Annotated in this window: 6 protein-coding genes; 3 read left to right on the top strand and 3 right to left on the bottom strand. The window is 68.6% G+C overall.

Translation table 11 applies throughout. The annotated features are described in order from the left end of the window. Window positions 1-108 precede the first annotated feature (108 nt). Window positions 109-231, top strand: a complete 123-nt coding sequence (locus ACRDSQ_RS31580) for a hypothetical protein (RefSeq protein ID WP_431426181.1) — start codon at window positions 109-111, stop codon at window positions 229-231. 119 nt (window positions 232-350) lie between these two features. Here the strand turns inward: ACRDSQ_RS31580 and ACRDSQ_RS31575 are convergent, their stop codons facing one another. Together ACRDSQ_RS31575 and ACRDSQ_RS31570 are read right to left on the bottom strand one after the other, a co-directional pair. Next, a complete protein-coding gene (locus tag ACRDSQ_RS31575; protein ID WP_431426180.1) occupies window positions 351-581 on the bottom strand; it encodes a hypothetical protein in 231 nt (76 codons plus the stop codon). Window positions 582-645: 64 nt separating this feature from the next. Beyond that, window positions 646-1,686: an isoaspartyl peptidase/L-asparaginase family protein gene (locus ACRDSQ_RS31570; RefSeq protein WP_431426178.1), complete on the bottom strand. Its 1,041-nt coding sequence runs from the start codon at window positions 1,684-1,686 to the stop codon at window positions 646-648. Window positions 1,687-1,838: 152 nt separating this feature from the next. Here ACRDSQ_RS31570 and ACRDSQ_RS31565 point away from each other — a divergent pair, with 152 nt between their 5' ends. Both ACRDSQ_RS31565 and ACRDSQ_RS31560 read left to right on the top strand, forming a co-directional pair. After that, entirely contained in the window at window positions 1,839-2,087 is a 249-nt protein-coding gene (locus ACRDSQ_RS31565; protein WP_431426177.1) for an NmrA family NAD(P)-binding protein, read from the top strand. Next, entirely contained in the window at window positions 2,084-2,698 is a 615-nt protein-coding gene (locus tag ACRDSQ_RS31560) for an NmrA family NAD(P)-binding protein (protein WP_431426176.1), read from the top strand. Before ACRDSQ_RS31565 ends, ACRDSQ_RS31560 begins: the two co-directional genes overlap by 4 nt. Window positions 2,699-2,803: 105 nt before the next feature. Here ACRDSQ_RS31560 and ACRDSQ_RS31555 read toward each other — a convergent pair whose 3' ends face one another. Then, the gene (locus ACRDSQ_RS31555) at window positions 2,804-4,480 is read right to left on the bottom strand and encodes an IS1634 family transposase (protein ID WP_431426174.1); all 1,677 of its coding nucleotides are present in this window, start codon (window positions 4,478-4,480) and stop codon (window positions 2,804-2,806) included. Between the last annotated feature and the right edge of the window lie 66 nt (window positions 4,481-4,546).

Genomic DNA, 4,546 nt, shown 5'->3' with positions numbered 1-4,546 from the left:
CGCGGTGCCTACACCCCGTCAGCTATCGCGCACCAGGTCGTTAACCCACCACAATCACTTAAGGCAGTGGCATTGGGTCGCCCCGCGCCCGAAAGAGCTGCTGGACCAGTGACGGCGGGCGGGTGGGGGTGGCTTGCCGACGAACACCCGCACGCGCTGCGCGGGCTGGTCTCCGAGAGGCGCGCGGGCATCATCCGGGCCTTGGCCGCCCGGGAGTTCCACGGTTCGTGATCACGGCAGCGACCACCTGTCCAAGGCACCCTGCCCCGGACAGGTGGTCGCTTCGTTGTGCCGGCCTGGGCGATCGGGCGTGTCACCAGAGCAGTGGCGACACCCGGCCTCGACCGGGCTTACTTGCCCAGTCGGGCGGTGAGCAGCGCCTTGCCCTGCTCGGCGCCCTTGCGGCTCTCGCCCTGCGCGCGGCGGAAGAAGTCCGCCAGTTCCGAGTCGCCCGCTTCCTCGGCGTCGCGGATGTAGGTCTCCATGCGCAGCGCGTTGCTCAGGCAGGACTCGACGAACCAGATGATGTTGTAGTCCTTGTCCTTCGTTCCCGTGACGTGGCCTGCCTCGCTGATCGACACAGCTCCTCCTCGGTTGTTCGGATCGCGGTTTCGGTTACCCGTCGAGCCGAGGGGGAAACACGGGTCAACGCGGCGGGGTCTCGTCGTTGTAGACGCGGGTGACGACGGAGCCGTCGCGGGTGATGTAGCCGTTGATGATCCCCAGCGTGCTGTGCGGTGTCGCCAGCCGCCCGCGCGGGTCGAGGGCGATGGCCCCGCCGGTCGCGCCGAGCGCGGTGATCTTCTCGGTGACGACCTTCGCGGCGGCGTCCTGCACGGCGGCCCCGGTGTACTCCATCAGCGCCGAGATGTCGTAGGCCGCGACGCCGCGGATGAACACCTCGCCGGTTCCGGTGCACGACACCGCGACCGTGCGGCTGTTGGCGTAGGTCCCCGCGCCGATGACCGGGGAGTCGCCGACGCGCCCGACCAGCTTGTTGGTCAGGCCACCGGTCGACGTGGCCGCGGCGACGTCCCGGTTCTGGTCGACGGCGACCGCGCCGACCGTCTGCCCCTCGGTGACGCTCGGCGGCACGGGTGGCGGGTTCTTCGCGTTGAGCAGGGCGTCCCACCGCCGCTGGGTGAAGAAGTAGTCCTGAGTCGTGTACGCGAGACCGTTCTGCAGGGCGAAGATGTCGGCGCCCTTGCCCGCCATGAGCACGTGCCGGGAGCGCTCCATCACCATGCGCGCCAGCGAGATCGGGTTGCGTGTGTTGTGCACGCCCGCGACCGCACCCGAGCGCAGGTCCTTGCCGTTCATGATCGAGGCGTCGAGTTCGTGTTCGGCGTCGGTGTTGAACACCGCGCCCTTGCCCGCGTTGAAGTTCGGGTCGTCTTCGAGCACCCGGACGGCCGCCTCCACGGCGTCGAGCGCCGGGGCACCGCCCGCGAGCAGCCCCGCCCCGGCCCGCAGCGCCTTCTCCAGGGCGTCGCGGTAGGCCTTCTCCTGGACCGGGGTGATGCTGCCCCTGGGCAGCGAGCCCGCCCCGCCGTGCACGGCCAGCACGACGTCTCGGATCACCGAACCCCCGCCGGCGGCCTGCGCGGCGGCGGGCACGCCGACCGCGAGGGCGGGGCTCAGCGCGGCAGCGGTGATCACTGTGCGGCGGGGCAGTTGAGTCGACATGTAGACCTCCTCGTCGGACCGGAAAGTTCTTCCCACCCTGGCGATAACCGGGAGATCGGCGCAAGATCCGTTCGGGGGCGGGCACCTGTTCGGCGCCCCCTGTTGTGGCTACATTGGACGAACGCTCAGCCCACCGAGGTCAGGGAAGGCAGATGACCGCCAACGACCGTGTGATCGCCGTGACGGGAGCGACCGGCCGCCAGGGCGGCGCGGTCGCGCGGCATCTGCTGTCCGACGGCTGGCGGGTTCGCGCGCTCACCCACGACCCGGACAGCGCCAAGGCCCGCGCGCTCGCCACGGCGGGCGCCGAGGTGGTCAAAGCCGACATGGACGACCGCGACACCCTCTCTCTCCCGCCTTCGAGGGCGCCTACGGGGTGTACAGCGTCCAGATTTTCATGATCAGCGGCTTCGAAGGCGAAGTGCGGCAGGGGAAGAACGTCGCCGACGCGGCCAAGGCGGCGGGCATCGCGCACCTGGTGCACGGGTCGGCCGGAACCGGGTACGAGACCGGTGTCGGCTCGTGGGACTCGAAGCTCGCCGTGCGGGAGCACATGCGCGACCTCGGTCTTCCCGTCACGGAGTTGCGGCCGATGGCTTTCATGGAGCTGATGACCGACAGGGGCTACTTCCCACCGGTGTCGGCGTGGCACCTGATGCCGAAGCTGATGGGCGCCGACCGGCCGGTGGTGTGGATCAGTGTCGACGACCTCGGCGCCATAGCCGCCAGGGTGTTCGCCGACCCGGAGCGGTTCCTCGGCGCCGACATCCCGCTGGCCGCCGACGTCCGGTCGATGGCGGAGTGCCGCGAACTCTGGCGCGAGGTCATGGGAAAGCCGCCGCGCCGGTTCCCGATGCCCGTCTGGCTCTTCGAACGCTTCGTCGACCCGGACCTGACCCACATGTGGCGCTGGTTGCGCACCGAGGACATCCCGCTCGAGACGGCGCCGACGCTGGAGATCCTGCCCTCGGCTGCGACCGTGCGGGAATGGCTCATCCGGCAGCGGCACTAGCCTGAGTTTCCCCGCTAGTTCGATCTTGGGTGGTGTTTGTCCTGGTCGGGCTGGGTTGCGGGGTGAGGTGGGTGTATTACCTAGCTTGCCTGCTGGTCGGTCTGGTCAGCGGGTCGGGGCGTAGCGGTGGATGTCGAACAGTTGCGCAAGGCGTTGCTGGGTGGGATTCATGTCGGTGAGAATGCGTTGGGCGCGAGGGCGACCTTTGCCACCGTCATGGTGCAGCAGCACGGTTTCTTCGATGCCCGCCAACTCGGCCAGGAGCTCACGCACGGACAGATGCAGGCCGGCTCGGTTGGCTTCACGGCGCATCAGGTGCGCGATGGTCAGTGCCAGCACGCAGTAGAAGACGTGGACACGGATCTTGGAGTCGGTCCAGTGGTGCATCGGGGAGAACGACACCACGTGGGGGTCTTTCATCTGGTGGAATCCGGCTTCAACCTCGGATTGGGAACGGTAGGCGGCCACGACCTGGGCGGTGGTCCAGTTCTCGCGGTTGGTGAACAGGATCCGCTTGCCGAACAGGCGGTTCTCCAGGCGCCTGCGCGCGGCCTGGTTCGTGGTGAACGACAGCCGGAACTGGGCGGGTCGCTCGCCGGTCAGGGTGGCGGTGAGGACCTCACCGACCCAGCGTGGCCGGCAGATCGCGGCGATCTCGGTCTCGACCGCGGCGCGGTCACGTCGGGTCTTCCCGCGTGCCAGCCTGGTTCGCAGCTCGCTGAGGCGGGCACGGGCCTTGGCCGGTGTCTGGTCGAACCCACGGGACTGGGCCGCGTGCAGGGTGGGTGAATAGGTCAGCACCCCCCGCCGGGTCACCCCCAGTGCGGTGACCTCGGTGTCCACGCAGCGCAGGCCGGGGTAGCGGTCGGCGTCGACTGGGGTGTAGCGGGCTTTGCCGATCGCCAGCAGTCCCGGATGGTCACTGGGTGGCAGCGACCCGACGAACCCGATCCCGGTGTCCTCGACGAGGGCATGGTTGGCGGTGGAGTTCTGCCCGGCGTCATAGACCACCGTCAACGACTCGACCTGGGCGCTGAGGCCCCGATAGCGGGAGACGAGTTCGTCGATGACGGTGCTGAACTGGGTGACATCGGGGCGGTCGCCTGGATAGGTGTGCGACAGGATCGGAATACCGCCGTCGCTGGTGACGACCAGACCCAGCCCGACCAGGCGCAGGTCCACCCGTTTCTGCTTGGCTTTGCCGCGCTGGGCCAGCGGCGCCGCCTCGTTGGCGGAGTCGATGAATGTGGCGAAGTTGGTCATGTCCAGCACCAGCCCGGACAGGTCCAGGCCGAACTCGGCCACCATGCGCCGGCTCAGTTCGGTCTCGATGGTGCGCAGCGCGGTGTCGTCGAGGCGGTCCATGGCTTTCCAGAACCGGCGGTGGTCCAGTGCCGTGCTGGGTAGTTTGACCCATCGTGGCCCGGCGGTGGTGGCCCACCAGTCGGCAAACGCCGCTTTCGAGCAGGGTGCCACGACCCGGTTGGCCGTCGCCAACGTCAGGTAGGTGCCCACCGAGGCGGCGGCATCCGAGCGGCGGGTGACGACCTTGTCGACCACTCCGGCCAGGTCCAGCCGGTGCAGTATCGACCACGCAGCGGCCAGGTCACCGAACTGTTTGTGCTGGCTGCGCACCGGATTGTCCGCCGTGGTGCCGGCCAGTTTGGCCACCACCTCCGCGGCGCTGCCCAGGTACTGCTGAGACACGATGCGTGGCTTGCCCTCGACTCTGGCCGACTCCACCAAGTAGTAGTAGGTCTGCCCACCTTGACGCTTACCCACGATCGACGGCATATCTAGGTAATACACCATGCGGGAACCAAACCCAAGCACCGCAACGGAAGACAC

The organism is Actinokineospora sp., from assembly GCF_050699995.1.
Taxonomy (GTDB): Bacteria; Actinomycetota; Actinomycetes; order Mycobacteriales; family Pseudonocardiaceae; genus Actinokineospora.
The sequence above is the reverse complement of the archived record's forward strand: the minus strand, read 5'-3'. Positions and strand labels throughout refer to the sequence as shown.